The organism is Sphaerisporangium sp. NPDC051011, from assembly GCF_040653595.1.
Classification (GTDB): Bacteria; Actinomycetota; Actinomycetes; order Streptosporangiales; family Streptosporangiaceae; genus Sphaerisporangium.
The window spans coordinates 51,766-65,010 of the sequence record NZ_JBFAGG010000018.1; the positions used below are offsets into that span (position 1 = coordinate 51,766).

A 13,245-nucleotide genomic window follows, 5' to 3' on the forward strand; every position below is an offset into this window, starting at 1 on the left:
TCGTCCCGGTGGTTGCCGCCGAATTTAGCGTACGACCGTTCACTAAATCAATAGCGAACGAACGTACGCTATCCTCGTCGCATGTCACCACGACGCTCAGCGGCCGAAGCGCAGGCCACCAGGGGCCGGATCCTCGGCCGTGCCGCCGAGATCGCCTCCGAAGAAGGGCTGGACGGCATCACCATCGGCCGGCTCGCCGAGGAGCTGGAGATGAGCAAGTCCGGGGTGCACAAGCACTTCGGCACTAAGGAGACTCTGCAGATCTCCACGCTGGACAAGGCGTTCGTGGACTTCTGGCACCGGGTGGTCGAGCCCGCACTGGCCGAGCCGCCGGGTCTGCGGCGGCTGCGCGCGGTGTGCGCCAACTCCGTGGGCTACCTGGAAGCGCCACTGCTGCCCGGCGGCTGCCTGATGACCGCGGCGCTCACCGAGTACGACGGCCGCCCCGGCCGGGTCCGCGACGCGGTGGCCGAGGTGTGGTCGCGCTGGCGGGAACAGCTGCGGGCGGACCTGACCGCGGCGGTGGAGAACGGCGAGCTACCCGCCGGGTTCGACATCGACCAGGCGCTGTTCGAGATCGTCGCCGCCGGGCTGGCACTGAACGCGGCCATGCAGCTCCAGCACGACCAGGCGGCCGCGGACCGGGCCCGCCGCGCGATCGAACGGGCCTTTGACCAGTCCTGACCGCACGCCGGCACTGGCCGAGCACGCCAAGCGAGAGGCCTACCCAGAGACGATCGAGCAGACTCCCGCCGACTTCGCCACCCTGGATACGACCGCCTGACCTGGTGCCGCGCACGCGGCGGGCCGTGATCAGCAGGGGCAGGGCACCTACCGGTGCCAGTTCCGTTCGCGCTTGCACTGGGCGACCCAGCGTGCGAGGTGTTCCTGGTATGCCTACATCCGGGCATACGCCGCGCCGACCAGTTCCGATCTTCGACGGTCAACGCTGCCGCAAGCACGCGGTTGTAAGCCGATATGTAATCAAGGCCGTGCCCCCGAGCCTCCGCTCAGCCCACCTCGCCCGCCTTGACCCCCGCCACAAACGCCCGCCACGCGCCAGACGAAACCCTCATCAGGGGTCCGCTCGAATACTTACTGTCCCGTAAGACCCACCCGCCGGCATCGAGGTATGCCACCTCAACACAGTTGTCACCAGCAGCGCTGAAAGTACTCTTGCGCCACACAAACAGCTTCGCCTCGTCCACGACATCCGCCTTTACGGTCGCAGTTGATCTACCAGCGAGGCTACGTACGCGACAGAATCTTCGACAGTCAGCGCTACCGCGACCACGCGGCTGTAAGCCGAGATGGAATCAAGGCCCCGCCCCCGAGCCACCACTCAGCCCACCTCACCCGCCTTGACCCCCGCCACGAACGCCCGCCACGCGCCAGACGAAACCCTCATCAGGGGTCCGCTCGGATACTTACTGTCCCGTAAGACCCACCCGCCGGCATCAAGGCATGCCACCTCGACGCAGTTCTCCCCTTGTCCACTGGCCTTGCTCTTGCGCCAAACAAGTTCTGGCACGCTTCGACTCACAGGGTTGCCACTCTCTAATTTTGTAGTATGTGATCTCTTACAGCGACCATGCGACGCACAGAGTCTTCAACGGTAAGCGCGGCCGCCACAATACGGTTATAGATGAGCGTATAGGCCTGCACCTGGTCAGGTTTCTCCAACCATAGACTCTCGGTCGCCGTTTCCAAATAGACCAGACTGGGGTCCAGCTCGCTGGCGAAGTCCAGGAGCACGAAGGCCCCCTGCAGAGCCGCGTGTGCGCCCACGGCATCAGGCAGGATCTGGATCGTGATGTTGGGGCGCCTCGCCCAATCGATGAGGTGCTGGATCTGCTCTGCCATGACTTCGGGACCGCCGATCATCTTCCTCAGCGCTGCCTCGTCGATGACGACCCACAGTTGTGGTGGCGTCTCGCGGAAGAGAATCTGCTGTCGAGTCAGGCGGGCTTCGACACGCCGTTGAACCGATGCCTCGTCGAGAACCTGGCCGGCCTGGAAGATCGCCCTGGCGTAAGAAGGCACCTGCAGCAAGCCGGGAACGAGTGCAAGCTCGAAACTGCGGATCTGCGTGGCTTCGGCCTCGAAGCCCGGGAGGCTGCCCCCGAATATTTCCTTGTACTGAGCCCACCAGCCCTTTTCGCGCGACTGCCGCGCAAGGTTCAAGATCGCCTCGCGCACCTCGATATCGGCGACACCGTACAGGTCGAGCAGAGCCCGGATGTTCCCAAGATCGGGCCGAGTCCATCTGTTCTGCTCCATGTGGCTCAACCGGCCACGTGACCATTCCAGACGCTTGGTGACCTCCTCAACGGTAAGGCCGGCCTGCTCGCGCAGCCGAGCCAACTCGGCGCTGAGCCGCCTACGCCTGACCGTAGGGCTACCGGGGATCATGCAGGCACCTCCACACACTGGGTGACCGATCATATGCCGTGCGCACAGAGCGCGCGGAACTTTGGTCAATCAAAGATTTCGCTTGATAGTTCGATCGATCAACGCCACCACGGGAGGCATCCTCACTGATCGTGAGTGATCGACTACACCCGCGAACCTGTCGGTTACGTCGGGACCGCCAGAGCGGGAGGCCGAGAGACATGCGTGGGCGCCACCGACGAGGCATTGCCGCCCCAGAGGTCCTGCATAGACCTTGGGACGCCTCCCAGCAGGCCGCCGCAGAGCAGGTGGATCTTCTACAGCCGGCATGGACGGTCTGGTATGGGGTGGGCAGCCGCCGCTTCTATGCCATCGCGACCTGGTCCGCCACCAAGCCGCTGATCATTGAGTCCCCCTCTCTCGCAGAGCTGTGCGGCCTCATGCAAGAGGCGGAATCAGAAGCCATGGCCCACCGTGCCAACGCCTCCGGCCAACCGGCGCACGCATTCCGAACCCATGTCCTCACCACGCCCACTCCCCATGGAGCATCGATGACGAGAACGCCGGACGGTCTTCGTACCGTCACCTGGGACATCCCGCACGACCTCGCGGCGGTCGGCAAGGCTCGGCACATGGCGGGCGACGTCCTCACCGGGTGGGGACTGGACTACCTCGCTGATGACGTAGTGCTGGTGATCGGCGAACTGCTGAGCAACGCCGTCTCCCACGGCGCGCCGCCGATCCGGCTCTCCCTCTGGGCCACCGCCGACGACCTGTGCGTCCGCGTGACCGACCACGGCCCCGAGGCGCCACGACACCTCGACCTCGGCCCGGACGCCGTCCACGGCCGAGGCCTCCCCATCGTCGCCGCACTGGCCGGGGCCTTCGGGGTGATCCCCCTCCCCGAAGGCCCCGGCAAGACCGTATGGGCACGATGGAGAACGGCCCCCACGACGACGGAAACGAGAGCTTCCCGTGCCGCACGCGAGCACGATCACTTCACGCTCAACCCTCATGCCGTGATCTCGTCCGAGGCCGAGCGAAAATCCTTGCGGGAGACATTGGAGATCCTCTCCGATCCGGAGATGCGCGCCGAACTCGCCGAGGCCGCAGCCGCCGAGGAGCGAGGCGACCTGACGTCCGAGGAGGAGATGGCCGCCATCATCGCAGCGCGCCTCGGCAAGGCGAGCGCGTGAACCGTATGAGGGTCGGTGACGCTGAGGAGAGCAGAATGATCTCGATGGCGCTCTTCAACATCAAGGGCAGAGTCGGCAAGACCACGCTCACGTACCATCTGGCTCACATGCTCCAGCGACTCGGCCACCGGGTCCTGGCCGTTGACCTGGACCCCCAGGCGAACTTGACGTCATTGTTCCTCGATGAGGACTCCCTGGCGGCACTATGGGCAGAGCCTGAGAGTCCGGCCTGGGGAGGCACGGACACTTCTGGGGCGAATGCCCTCACCATTCCACTCGCTTCTCGTATCCAGCAGGACACGGGGACGGTCGCGACATCGGTGAAGCCGATCATGGAGGAGCTGGGTGACGTCGCGTTCTTCGAGCCGAGCCAGGTCACGGACGGGCTCTGGTTGGTCCCTGGAGATCTCGAACTCAGCGCCTTCGAGGACCGCCTCTCGGCGGCGTGGCCCTCGACTTTCACGGGGGATCCGGCTGCCATCCGGACGACCACGGCGTTCTACCGGATAATCAACGACGCTGCACGTAAGGTGAGCGCGGACATCGTCCTGATCGATGTGGGACCGAATCTCGGGGCCATCAATCGTGCGGCCCTCCTCGCCGCCGACACCGTGCTCGTCCCACTCGCCGCGGACTTGTTCTCACTTCGTGAACTGCGCGCTCTAGGCCCGGCACTGCGGGGGTGGCGAAGTACCTGGCAGGAGACCGTGCTGCCCAAGGTGCCGTCGGCCGTTCCGGCCCCCTCCGGGGCCATGAAACCGATCGGATATGTCATCATGCAGCCGCTCCCGCGCCTGGACCGGCCGGTCCGAGGATATCGCCGGTGGCTCGAACGGATTCCGCAGGTCTTCACCGAGTCAATGCTCGCCGAACCGCGGGATCCGGATGGGCGGTCGTATGAGCTCGCGACGATGCGCAACTACCAGAGCCTGATGCCCTTGGCCCGCGACGCGCGAAAGCCGATGTTCGACCTGAAGGCAGCCGATGGCGCGCTTGGCAGTACCCAAAGCTATGTGCAGAAATGTCGGGCCGAATTCCGTCTACTCGCGGAAAGCGTGCTCCAGCGACTGAACGAGGTGCAGCGGCGGGGAGACCACTCCGACGGAAGAGAGGTCCCGTGATGAACGCCCGGTGATGTCGGTGGGTGTTCAGTCAGGGTGACCGGCACCACGATGTCGGAACAGATGCCCCGGATGGTCCTCCGCGGCCGGGAGAGAGGCGCGTGAGCCCGAGACAGAAACTCGGGCTCACGCGCCGAAATCAGGCAACGTGCGGATCGTCTGGGAGGGTCAGACGATCGGGGGGCGGCCGAGGCGGAGCATGCGCCAGGCTGTGCGCCACGCCATGGGGCGGCGCTCGCCGGCCGGTTCGCGGATGCCCTCCACGAAGCCGCGGAACCACGACCGGATCGCCAGGCCCGAGCGCTCGCGCAGGAGCGTGAGCATGATCCAGTCCAGGAGGTACAGCGCCGCGAGCGGCCAGGGCAGGTTGCGGCGGGCCAGCCAGACCCGGTTGCGCGCGTTGAGCCGGTAGAAGTCGGCGTGGCGCGTCGGCGGGACCTGCGGGTGGTACATGACGCAGTCGGCGTCGTACTCGATGCGGTAGCCCTCGCCGAGCAGCCGCCAGGCCAGGTCGGTCTCCTCGTGCGCGTAGAAGAAGTGCCCGGGAAGGCCGCCGACCTGTAGGTACGCCGAGCGCCTGATGGCGGAGGCGCCGCCGAGGAAGGTGGTCACCGGTGAGGAGCGCTGCGGGTCGCCCGCCCGCAGCCGGGGGACGTGGCGGCGCTGGCCCACGCCGCCGTCCGGGTCCATGACGCGGAAGGACAGCACCGCGAGGTCGGGCTCGTCGGCGAACCGCTGGCGGACGTGGGCCGCCACCTTGTCGTCGGCGTACCAGCCGTCGTCGTCGAGGAACATGACGACGTCGCCGCCGCACTCGCGGACGCCGTGGTTGCGCCCCTCGGGGATGCCGACGTTGTCCGGGATGCGCACGGTGCGCAGGGACCCCGATCCGCCGCGCGACATGGACGCGAGGGCGGGGACGTCGGCGCCGTTGCCCACGACGACGACCTCGACGTCGCCGTCGGTTTGCGTCAGCGCGGACTCGACCGCGCGATCAAGCTCGGCGACACGGTTACCCATGGTGAGGATGACACAGGAGATCTTCAACGCGTCATCGTCCCGACGCATGGAGAACGCATGTGTTCATGATCACCGAGTCTGTGTAAGGGGGCAATCCCGGCTGTGTCTGCATACTGTGAATTAAGCGTATCGGAACTGTCAGGAAACCCCCACCGAACATTGAATGACGATGGGGCGGTGACACTTGACAAACTTCGATCCGATAGTTGTGGGACGCCGACAGGGCGCCGTCGGTTCCGGGGCTCTCTCATGTCACGCAAGCCGCCGGGACGCCAGGATGCTCACCAGGTGAAGGACGGTTTGCAGCCCCGCGAACAGCACGCACGCGACGGTCAGCACCTGCGTCGCGGTCAGACCGCCCGCCACGGCGTCCCAGACCGCCGCGACGACGGCGATCAGCGACAGCTCGACGGCCTGGATCACCCGGTGGAAGCGCAGCGCCGCCGCGACCTTCCGCGCCGCCCCGAGCCGCCGCGACTGGAACTGCTCGGCCGCGGCCTCCGTGGTGGCCGTGAGCCCCGAACGGGCACGGGCGACGTCCACGAGGTCGGTCTCGGACTTGATGAGGATGGCCCCGAGCGCGGCGGCGACGCCGAGCACGGTGTACCAGTCGGGCAGCGTGGCCGACGCCCGGAACCCCAGGCCGATCAGCAGCGCCGCCTCGGCGAAGTAGTGGCCGACGCGGTCGAGGTAGACGCCCGTGATCGACGTGCGGTGGGTCCAGCGGGCCAGCTCGCCGTCGGAGCAGTCGAGCAGCAGGTAGACCTGGATGAGGACGGCCGCCGCGACGGCCGCCCACAGCCCCGGCAGGGCCAGCACCACGCCCGCCAGGACGCCGGCGACGATCATCAGGCCGGTGACCTGGTTCGGGGTGATCGCGGTGCGCGCCAGCGCCCACGTCACGTAGATCGACAGCTTGCGCATGTACAGCGCGCCGGCCCAGTGCTCGCCGGAGTTGCGGCCCATGGTGGTCTGCGGCTGGGCGACCGCGCGAAGCTCAATTACCGACGGCCCGGACATATCGCTCCACCCGGTCGCGCACCTCGGCCTCGGACAGGCGCAGGTGCTCAAGGATCGTGTACCGCCCGGGACGGGTCGAGGGCGCGAGCATGACGGCGGCGCAGAACTGCTCGTTCGTCAGGCCGATGTCGCCCGGGGTCACCGGCAGATCGTGGGCGCGCAGGCACTCGACCACCAGCGACAGCGGCCGGTGCTCCTCGCGCAGGAAGTAGCAGAACGTGGCGCCGATGCCGGCGAGCTCGCCGTGGTTCGACGTCCCCGGGTAGAGCTGGTCGATGGCGTGCAGGATCTCGTGGTCGCCTCCGCTGCTCGGACGCGAGGACCCCGCGACGACCATCGACATGCCCGAAAGGATCAGCGACTCGGCGAGCACCGTCAGGAACGCGTCCGACTCGATCGAGTCCTGGCGCCCCAGCACGGCCTCGGCGGCGGTGCGGGCCATCGAGACGGCCAGACCGTCGATCGGCTCGCCGCGCTCGACGTTGCCGAGCTGCCAGTCGTCGATGGCGGACAGGTTGCTGATCACGTCCCCGACGCCCGCGCGGACGAGCCGCGGGGGCGCGTCGTGCACGAAGTCGAGGTCGACGAGCAGCGCCAGCGGCATCGGGACGCCGAACGACCCCTTGCCGCCCTCGTGCTCCAGCGAGGACACCGGCGAGCAGATGCCGTCGTGCGAGAGGTTCGTCGCCACGGCGACCATCGGGATGCCGGCGAGCGACGCGGCGTACTTGGTGACGTCGATCGTCTTGCCGCCGCCGATGCCGACCACGGCCTCGTACGCGCCCTTGCGCAGGTCGGCGCCGAGGGAGACGGCCGCGTCGACCGAGCCGTCGGGGACGCGGAAGACCTCCGCCTCGCCGAGGGTCGGGGCGATCATGCCGGAGATGTGGTCGCCCTGGCCGGAGCCGACCGCGACCGCGACGCGGCCGGAGGTGGCCACCCGGCTGTCGGCGAGCAGCGCGCCGAGATGGGCCACCGCGCCCCGGCGGACCTCGACGGTCAGCGGGGCCGTGAGCATTCGAGCTAGAAGGGGCATGCGGTCTCCAAGGCCGTCGTCGCGCCGGCGGGGGCGGCCGGGGCGGCTAGTACGTGCACGCGATCTCCCTGGCCTTGGCGAGGTCGTCGTGGTTGTCGACCTCGACCCAGTCGACCTTGCCGATGGGCGCGACGGCGATCTTCTCGCCGCGGGACACCATCTCGCCGTAGCCGTCCTCGTAGTAGAGCTGCGGGTCGCGCTCGAACGTGGCCTTCAGGGCGTCGGCGAGACGCTCGGCGGCCCCGGGGCGGATCAGCGTCGCGCCGATGTACTCGCCGTAGGCCTCGGACGGGTCCATCAGCTTGGTGATGCGGCGCAGGTGGCCGGCCTCGTCGAGTGTGACCTTCATCTCCTCGTCGGCGAGGGTCTTCACATCGTCCACCGCGAGGAGGATGTCGCCGGTCACCGGCGCGTCGAGAAGCGTGCGCTCGACCGAGACGGGGTGGACGGTGTCGCCGTTGACGAGAAGGGCGCCCGACGCGAAGTGGTCACGGGCGCACCACAGGGAGTAGGCGTTGTTCCACTCTTCGGCCTTGTCGTTGTGCACGAGGGTGAGCTTCACGCCGTGCCGCCGCTCCAGCTCCGCCTGGCGGTCGTGGACGGCCCGCGCCGCGTACCCGACGATGACCACGACGTCCCGCAGGTCCACGGCCGCGAGGTTTCGCAGCGCGATGTCCAGGATCGTGGTCTCACCGTCGACCGGCACGAGTGCCTTGGGCAGCGTGTCGGTGTACGGCCGCAGCCGACGTCCGGCCCCGGCGGCCAGCACCATTCCCAGCAACGTGCACTCCTCAGTCTGACTGCGAATCTGTAAGGCCAAAGGTTAGTTGCCTGGAGGTGGTGATCGTGTAATCGGGAGTTCACCTATTCGATTACAAGACCTCATCTTGGCAATGTAGGCCGTGACAGGAGTGTCACTGGGGACAGACGGGACATCCGAGCCGCCCGCGTCTCACTAAAGGGTCAAGTCCCGGTCATGTCCGGGGCCGGCCTCGGGAGGGACCCGCCGTCAGTCCTGCGCGCCGAGGTCGGCCGCCTCGACACCGGATCTGGGCGCGGCCAGCCAGCACGTGACGCTCTCCCAGCAGAACAACGCCGAGAGATACAACGCGGCCAGCACGAAGACGGCCGTCACGATGCCCAGCAGGGCGCCCATGGCGATGATCAGCATACGCCCCTCCCAGCCCAGACCCGCCGACGCGAGCCAGGTGGGCGGGTAGACGTGCTGACGGCAGCGGTAGACGACGTCGTAGTGGTGGAACAGCACCGCGCCGAGCAGGGCCAGCACCAGGAACCGGGGGACGTCCCACGCGAAGCCCACGCTGGCGATGAAGACGTACTCGGTGATCCGCAGGATGGGCGGGACCAGCCAGTCCAGACGGCCGTCGTGCGGGTGGGAACTGCCCGGGCCCGCGAGCAGCAACGCCACGGCCGGCGCGAACACGGCGGGGCCGTCCGCGCCCGCGACGCCGAGCAGCAGCATCACGCCGGTGACGAACGCCCCCGCGATCGCGGGCGGCAGGGGCGGGAGCTGCCCGGCGACGAGCAGGCCCATGCCGCGCGCCAGCACACCGTCGTCGCGGTAGGTCACCACGGAACTGCGCGGCACCCGGGTCATGTGCACCGTGGTCACCTCGGGCGCGGCCTCGCGGCGCCGCTCACGGGGGTCTCTGCGGGCAGGTGTGGTGGTCATGTCAGAAAGACCTCGCGATCCTGCCGGTGAGGGTGTACAGAAACGCGAAGCCGCCCCAGGCGAGCAGCGCCACGAACGTCGCCCGCGCGTCGAACAGCGCGGCCGTCACGCCGATCAGCATCATTCGCTCGCCGATCGGCAGGACGATGATCTTTTTCAGCCAGCGCACCGTGGTGTTCCCGTCGAGGCGCGCCTGGACGCGTGCGACGGCGCCGCCGCCCGCCTCGGCTCGAGCGTCGGCGAAGGAGAAGTCGACCATGTGGCGGACGCCCTGCAGCAGCATGGCGGCGACCGCCATCGCCCAGATGCCGTCCGGCCCGAGCACCCCGGCCTCGGCGCCGCCGGCGTACCCGACGGCGAGGCCCACGTAGACGACGTACTCCTTGACGCGGTCGAACGTGGCGTCCAGCCAGGCACCGAGGGGCGAGAACATGCGGGTGTAGCGGGCGAGCTGCCCGTCCACGCAGTCCAGGACGAACGAGAGGTACAGCAGCACGGCGCCGGCCACCAGCGCGCGGCGCTGCCCCGACGAGAAGGCCACGGCGGCCATGCCGGCCAGGCCGACGGACAGGCCGGTCACGGCGTTCGGCGACAGGCCCAGCCGCGCCGCAGCCCGTACCAGGTGGCCCGACCACGAGCTGACCAGGTAGGTGGACGTGAAGCCGTCGTCGGACTTGACGGCGGCCTGCAGGCGGGCGCGGTTCTCGTCCACCTCGGCGAGCCGGGCCATCGCGGCGTCCGCGGCGGGCTGGGTCGCCACCCGCTCGCAGCGCAGCCGCCCGAGCGGCGCGGCCCGCACCGGCACGCCGACCCGCACCAGCCCGGCCAGCAGCAGGGCCGTGACCTCCGACTCGTCCGCATCGCCGAGGCGGTCTTCCTGGGCGAGGTTGGCGAGCTCGTCGGCGACGTCGGCGAAGCTCGCCAGGTCCGCCTCGCCGACGTGCAGCACGCCGTGGAAGGCCGCGTTGGGGGCGCTGACGGTGTGGAACGAGTTACCCGCCGCGACCACCCGGCCGCGCTCGGCGCGCACTGGCGGTTCCGCCGGATCGCCCTCGGCATGGCCGAAGGAGACCAGCGCGCCGGTGCCGCGCGCGGGGTCGGACAGCACCAGGGCGAGAGCCTCGGTGTGCGCCACCAGATCCCCGGGAACCACGGCCACCGGCCCCGCCCCGGACCGCGCCAGATCGGCCACCGCCCGCAGGTCCCCGGCGAGACCGCCGCTGCGCGTCGCCCTGGCCACGGGGGCCGGTCCTCGGGAGGACGTCCGCTCGGGCGGCGGGAGGGCGGCCGGGTCCGCGACGAGCAGAGCCGGGCGCGGCGCCGGGACGGGAGGCATGGGCGCGGTCGGGGGCGAGGCCGGGGACGCGGGCGTGGACGTGAGTGACGACCCGGGTGACGACGGGGGTGACGACTCGGGCGACGACGGTGAGGACGGGGCCGGGGGCGTCAACGAGGGCGGGCTCGGCGACGCGGGCGTGGACGTGAGTGAGGACGCGGGTGACGACTCGGGTGAGGATGGGGCCGGGGGCGTCAGGGGTGCGGGCGTGGGTGTGGGTGTGGGCGGGGCGGATTGTGCGGGGTCGGCCGGCTTCGCGGCGTCGGCGCCGATCACGAGGGGCGTCGCCCTCGTGATGAGATGCACCGGCCCGGCATGAAGCGTGGCGAGCTGTCCGGTCAGGCGCTCGGCCAGCGTGCCCTCGGCGCAGACCAGGCGGGTGGCCGGGGTCGTCGCGAGCACGGCCGTCACGCGCCTGGACGCCTTGACGTGCGGAGGCCGCACCGGAGGGCCTATCGGCGCCGGCGGGGGCTGCGCGGGGGGTGGGGACGCCGACTCGGGCAAACCGGGGGTCTCCTTCCGCAACCGGGGATCGTCCACCCCGCAACGTAACCGAGCGATCACACAGCTTGCAAACCCATCCGGCGCGTCGCCCCTCGCACCGCAGGTGAAAGCCCGTCAGGCCTCCTCGGCGGACGGCACCCCGCCGCGCCCACCGGTACCAGAGCGCAACGATCGTCCCGCTTCAGGAAGAACGACCCCTACCGGACACCGCCCGCGACGGACGACGACCCCGAGTGAAGATCAGTAGAGCCAGGCGTGCACTGGCCACCGAAAGAACCAGCCAAAACCGGCGACCAGCATCAATTAACAAAGAACCAGCGACCAAGACCAGTAATCACCAGTAATACAGCAAGAACCAGCCTCACAACACAGCCAACACGCCGTTCACGAAGCCCGGAGCCCGACCACTCTGCCCCTGCCCGGCCGACCGTCGCACCTCATCCGGCTGACCGCCCCGCCCTGCCTGTCGGCCGAGGACCGGCTCAGGGGGTGTGGGCGGCGGTGGTCAGGTGGCCCGTCAGGTCGGAGGCGAGGATGGTGACGGCCGTCCGGGCGATGTCGTCCGGTGAAGGGAGGGAGTCGCCGTGCCTCGGCTCCACCGGGGGGATGCCGGGGTCCGTCAGGGTGACGCAGTTGACTTTGATGCCGAGGTCCGCCCATTCCTCCGCCAGGGCGTGGGTCAGGGCGGCCACGGCGGCGGCGGTGGACGAACGGAGGCTCACGTTCACCGAGGCCCCCGCGGACGCGCCGGGGGTGGACAGCAGGAGGTGGCCGCGCGTCTCGCGCAGGTAGGGCAGGGACGCTCGGGCGATGGTGACCGGGCCAAGGTGGTCCACGGCGATGGCCTCGCGGACGGCCTCCTCGCCGACCTCGTCCAGCCCGCCGTCACCCGCGGCCCCCACCACCGGGCCGGCGACATGCACCACGTGATCCACATGGCCGCTCCGCTTGGACGCCTGTTCCAGGGCGTGCGCGACCGACGCCGGGTCCTCCACCCGCACCCCGCTCCCGCCGGGCCCCGTCGTCCGCGAGAACACGTGGACGGTGGCGCCGTACCCGGTCGCGAGACCGGCGATCCGCGGGCCGATATCGGTGTCGTCGCCGCCGAAGACCACCACCGTCCTACCCTCCAGGGCGCGCCGGCAGGCGTCGGGCCCGGCCGGGGCGGGCGCGGCGCGCGAGGCGAGCTCGATGAGCTTCTCCGCGATGTGGACGTCGACCGGATGCGTGACCTTCATGTTGCGCTCGCTGCCCGGCACGATGTGAATGGGGACGTCGGGGAGGTAGCGCAGCACCACGCCGCAGTCGTCCGTCGCCGGCCGTCCCGCGAAGTCCGGGTCGCGCCACGCCCGCTCGTACGCCTCCCGGATCACCGACAGCCGGAAGCCCTGCGGGGTCTGGACGCGCCGCAGCAGGGACCGGTCCGGGACCTCGCGGATGACCTCGCCGGAGGGGCCGGGAGCGGCCACCAGGATCGTGTCGGACGACGGGATCGCGACGTTGACCGCCGGATGCGTCCGCAGCGCCTCGACGCAGTCGGAGATGATGCGCGGCTCGACGAGCGGCCGGACCGCGTCGTGCAGGAGCACGTCGCACTCGTCGGTCCCGAGCGCCTGGAGGGCCCGCCAGGTGGACTCGGTGCGCGTGGCACCGCCCTCGACGACCTGACGGACCTTGCGGAAGCCGCCCCGGGCGACGATGCGCTCGGCCTCGGCCGTGAAGCCGGGCGCCATCAGCACGACGACCTCGTCGATCTCGGGCGCGCGCTCGAAGACCGCCAGCGTGTGCTCGATGATCGTCCGCCCGCCGAGCTTGAGCAACTGCTTCGGCCTGCCGTGCCCCATGCGCCGGCCGACGCCCCCCGCGAGCACGACTCCCACGACCCGCCGCCGCACGTCTCCTCCAGTCACCGACCGCACCCTCTTCTC

The 13,245-nt window shown here is 69.6% G+C and carries 14 protein-coding genes; 4 read left to right on the top strand and 10 right to left on the bottom strand.

The window, feature by feature from the left end; genetic code table 11:
* Nucleotides 1-81: 81 nt before the first annotated feature.
* On the top strand, nt 82-684 hold the full coding sequence (locus tag AB0H21_RS33130; protein ID WP_358524688.1) for a TetR/AcrR family transcriptional regulator: 603 nt from the start codon (nt 82-84) through the stop codon (nt 682-684).
* A gap of 326 nt (nt 685-1,010) precedes the next feature.
* On the opposite strand, the gene AB0H21_RS33135 is transcribed toward AB0H21_RS33130, so the two are convergent.
* From AB0H21_RS33135 to AB0H21_RS33145, 3 genes are all read right to left on the bottom strand, one after another.
* Nucleotides 1,011-1,208, bottom strand: a complete 198-nt coding sequence (locus tag AB0H21_RS33135) for a DUF397 domain-containing protein (RefSeq protein WP_358524691.1) — start codon at nt 1,206-1,208, stop codon at nt 1,011-1,013.
* A gap of 134 nt (nt 1,209-1,342) precedes the next feature.
* Nucleotides 1,343-1,543 carry a DUF397 domain-containing protein gene (locus tag AB0H21_RS33140; RefSeq protein WP_358524694.1) on the bottom strand — a complete coding sequence of 67 codons (201 nt, stop codon included), beginning with the start codon at nt 1,541-1,543 and terminating at the stop codon, nt 1,343-1,345.
* A gap of 14 nt (nt 1,544-1,557) precedes the next feature.
* On the bottom strand, nt 1,558-2,412 hold the full coding sequence (locus AB0H21_RS33145) for a helix-turn-helix transcriptional regulator (RefSeq protein WP_358524697.1): 855 nt from the start codon (nt 2,410-2,412) through the stop codon (nt 1,558-1,560).
* Nucleotides 2,413-2,942: 530 nt separating this feature from the next.
* On the opposite strand from AB0H21_RS33145, the gene AB0H21_RS33150 reads away from it, so the two are divergent.
* The gene (locus AB0H21_RS33150; protein WP_358524699.1) at nt 2,943-3,587 is read left to right on the top strand and encodes an ATP-binding protein; all 645 of its coding nucleotides are present in this window, start codon (nt 2,943-2,945) and stop codon (nt 3,585-3,587) included.
* Nucleotides 3,588-3,622: 35 nt separating this feature from the next.
* Nucleotides 3,623-4,708: a ParA family protein gene (locus AB0H21_RS33155; RefSeq protein WP_358524701.1), complete on the top strand. Its 1,086-nt coding sequence runs from the start codon at nt 3,623-3,625 to the stop codon at nt 4,706-4,708.
* Between the two features lie 168 nt (nt 4,709-4,876).
* Here AB0H21_RS33155 and AB0H21_RS33160 read toward each other — a convergent pair whose 3' ends face one another.
* From AB0H21_RS33160 to AB0H21_RS33185, 6 genes are all read right to left on the bottom strand, one after another.
* Nucleotides 4,877-5,776 carry a glycosyltransferase gene (locus tag AB0H21_RS33160; RefSeq protein ID WP_358524703.1) on the bottom strand — a complete coding sequence of 300 codons (900 nt, stop codon included), beginning with the start codon at nt 5,774-5,776 and terminating at the stop codon, nt 4,877-4,879.
* 204 nt (nt 5,777-5,980) lie between these two features.
* On the bottom strand, nt 5,981-6,748 hold the full coding sequence (locus AB0H21_RS33165; RefSeq protein WP_358524706.1) for a CDP-alcohol phosphatidyltransferase family protein: 768 nt from the start codon (nt 6,746-6,748) through the stop codon (nt 5,981-5,983).
* Nucleotides 6,726-7,766, bottom strand: a complete 1,041-nt coding sequence (locus AB0H21_RS33170) for an iron-containing alcohol dehydrogenase family protein (protein WP_358524973.1) — start codon at nt 7,764-7,766, stop codon at nt 6,726-6,728. Before AB0H21_RS33170 ends, AB0H21_RS33165 begins: the two co-directional genes overlap by 23 nt.
* 64 nt (nt 7,767-7,830) lie before the next feature.
* The gene (locus AB0H21_RS33175) at nt 7,831-8,565 is read right to left on the bottom strand and encodes a phosphocholine cytidylyltransferase family protein (RefSeq protein ID WP_358524708.1); all 735 of its coding nucleotides are present in this window, start codon (nt 8,563-8,565) and stop codon (nt 7,831-7,833) included.
* A 228-nt stretch (nt 8,566-8,793) separates the two neighbouring features.
* Nucleotides 8,794-9,477 (bottom strand): DUF5941 domain-containing protein, encoded by a 684-nt coding sequence (locus tag AB0H21_RS33180; RefSeq protein WP_358524711.1) that lies wholly within the window; start codon nt 9,475-9,477, stop codon nt 8,794-8,796.
* 1 nt (nt 9,478) lies between these two features.
* Nucleotides 9,479-10,813, bottom strand: a complete 1,335-nt coding sequence (locus AB0H21_RS33185) for a CDP-alcohol phosphatidyltransferase family protein (protein WP_358524713.1) — start codon at nt 10,811-10,813, stop codon at nt 9,479-9,481.
* Between AB0H21_RS33185 and AB0H21_RS33190 the strand changes: the two genes are divergently transcribed.
* On the top strand, nt 10,812-11,132 hold the full coding sequence (locus tag AB0H21_RS33190; protein WP_358524715.1) for a hypothetical protein: 321 nt from the start codon (nt 10,812-10,814) through the stop codon (nt 11,130-11,132). The two genes, AB0H21_RS33185 and AB0H21_RS33190, sit on opposite strands and share 2 nt — an antisense overlap.
* A 667-nt stretch (nt 11,133-11,799) precedes the next feature.
* On the opposite strand, the gene AB0H21_RS33195 is transcribed toward AB0H21_RS33190, so the two are convergent.
* Nucleotides 11,800-13,227, bottom strand: coding sequence for an SDR family oxidoreductase (locus AB0H21_RS33195; protein ID WP_358524717.1), 1,428 nt, complete (start codon nt 13,225-13,227; stop codon nt 11,800-11,802).
* Nucleotides 13,228-13,245: the final 18 nt, after the last annotated feature.